Source organism: Chitinophaga agrisoli (assembly GCF_008386695.1).
GTDB classification, from domain to species: domain Bacteria; phylum Bacteroidota; class Bacteroidia; order Chitinophagales; family Chitinophagaceae; genus Chitinophaga; species Chitinophaga agrisoli.
In genome coordinates this window covers 1-434 of record NZ_VUOC01000151.1, presented here as the reverse complement: position 1 = coordinate 434, position 434 = coordinate 1, and the positions used below count along the sequence as shown (strand labels likewise).

1 protein-coding gene and 1 pseudogene are annotated in these 434 nt (G+C 52.3%); both read left to right on the top strand.

Translation table 11 applies throughout. The annotated features are described in order from the left end of the window. Positions 1-91 precede the first annotated feature (91 nt). A pseudogene (locus tag F0L74_RS34805) lies at positions 92-214 on the top strand (hypothetical protein); the annotation flags it as partial. A gap of 36 nt (positions 215-250) precedes the next feature. Then, a partial coding sequence (locus tag F0L74_RS34800; RefSeq protein WP_246197967.1) for a hypothetical protein occupies positions 251-434 on the top strand: 184 nt, incomplete at its 3' end.

Here is a 434-nt window from a genome sequence, read left to right as displayed (position 1 = left end):
CCAAGTTGTAGATACCAGCGTCTCTGGTGGGTCAGCTACTGTTGCCACCGGTACCGTAACAGCCACTATTGACGGAAGGCTTCGAAGGACTTTGGCCAATGGGCGAGTTGAAGACATTTGGGTGTTGGCTACTGATTACGAGAATTACGCTCTCCTGTATTCTTGCGTCAACGTCGACAGCGAACACAGACGAGTATGGAGCGCGAAGCACAGCAAAGCTAGACAGCTGACCGCGGCTGCACAAAACGCAATGACGCCCATCATCACCGCTAACAGAGTACTCCACCAGGAGCTCTATTTAACCGTCGACCAGTCTGACCGAGCCTGCTTCCACTATCCCGAGCAGACTGGTCAACAGGTCATCCTGCCTGGACAATGCGACACCAATATACCTGTTGTACAGAACTTCGATGCTAATGCGTATACCGGAACCT